1 protein-coding gene is annotated in these 1,378 nt (G+C 75.5%); it reads right to left on the minus strand.

The window, feature by feature from the left end; translation table 11 throughout:
- Window positions 1-215: 215 nt before the first annotated feature.
- Entirely contained in the window at window positions 216-1,229 is a 1,014-nt protein-coding gene (locus KMS84_RS38520; RefSeq protein ID WP_256921209.1) for a hydroxyacid dehydrogenase, read from the minus strand.
- Window positions 1,230-1,378: the final 149 nt, after the last annotated feature.

Below are 1,378 nucleotides of genomic sequence, written 5' to 3' on the forward strand. Positions count from 1 at the left end.
GTGCGGGGGCGGTGGCGGGTGCGGGTGCGCAGGGGGTGCGCGCTCGGCGCGGGCTCCGGGCGGTTGCAGGTCCGGTCGCTCTCGAGGGGTCGGTCGCCGTCGCGAGGCCGGGCGTCGTCACGAGGCCGGGCGTCGTCACGAGGCCGGGCGTCGTCACGAGGTCCGTCGGCTTCGCTGTCCGGCCGCCGTCGGCGGGCCGGGCCCCCGACGTGAGGTCAGGCCACCTTCGTGAGGTCGTCGTGGCGCACCTCGTGGGCGAGGGGGAGGCCCGCGGCCAGCCGTTCCAGTTCCTCGACGACGATGCGGCCGAGCCGCTCCAGCTCGTTGCCGAGGGATCCGGCGACGTGCGGGGTGAGGAAGACGTTCGGCAGCCGGTAGAGCGGGGAGTCGGCCGGTAGCGGCTCGGGGTCGGTGACGTCGAGCACCGCGTGCAGACGGCCGGCGAGCAGCTCGTCGGTGAGGGCGGCGTGGTCCACGAGGGCGCCCCGGGACGTGTTGACGAGCATGCCGCCGTCGCGCACGAGGGCGAGGCGGGCGCGGTCGAGCAGGTGGTGCGTCTCGGGAAGGTCCGGCGCGTGCAGGGTGACGATGTCGCTGCGCCGGAGGAGATCCTCCAGGGACACCGACCGCGCGCCGAGTCCGGCGGCCTCGGCCGCGTCCACGTACGGATCGTGCAGGAGGACGTCGAAGTCGAAGGGGCGCAGCAGTTCCAGCAGCCGCCGGCCCACCCGTGAGGCGCCGACGACGCCGACCGTGCGGCCGAGATTGCCCGTGGCCGCGGTCTGCGCGGGCGTCGGCTGGGCGTGGGTGCGGCGGTAGCGCTCGCGGTGCGCGAAGACGTCCTTGCCGGCCAGGAGGATCATCGCGAGGGTGTACTCGGCGACCGGGACGGCGTTGCCGGTGACCGCGCTGGAGACGGCCACGCCCCGCTCCCACAGCGTCTCGCCGACCAGTGAGCGGACCGAGCCCGCGGCGTGGAGCACCGCGCGCAGCTCGGGGGCCGAGGCGGCGACGCCCCCGTCCAGGCGGGGGCAGCCCCAGCCGGTGACCAGGACCTCGGCGTCGGCCAGCGCCGCCACGGCCGCGGGGTCGGAGAAGTCGCGCACGACGAGCGCGGGGTCGGCGTCGGCCGTGCGGCGCAGCCGGGCCATCACGGGCTCCGGGAACAGCAGGGGGAGGTGCACGGGATCCATGGCGAACACGACCCTCGGCAAGGAGGTGCTGGGCATGTCTCTCCCGGGGTGCCTGTGACGTGCAGGAAGCGCTTTCTGCGACGGCGTCCACCGTAGGTCCGTTCCGCGGCCATGGTCAATCGTCGGGAGCGACCGGACCGGACCCGACCCGACCGACGGAGGCTGAGCGGGGGTCGGGCGGGGGA

Source organism: Streptomyces hilarionis, from assembly GCF_024539675.1.
In the GTDB taxonomy this organism is placed as follows: Bacteria; Actinomycetota; Actinomycetes; order Streptomycetales; family Streptomycetaceae; genus Streptomyces; species Streptomyces hilarionis.

Coding starts and splice junctions, on each gene's coding strand:
- KMS84_RS38520 (WP_256921209.1), bottom strand. CDS start 1,229: ATGCCCAGCACCTCCTTGCCGAGGGTCGTGTTCGCCATGGATCCCGTG.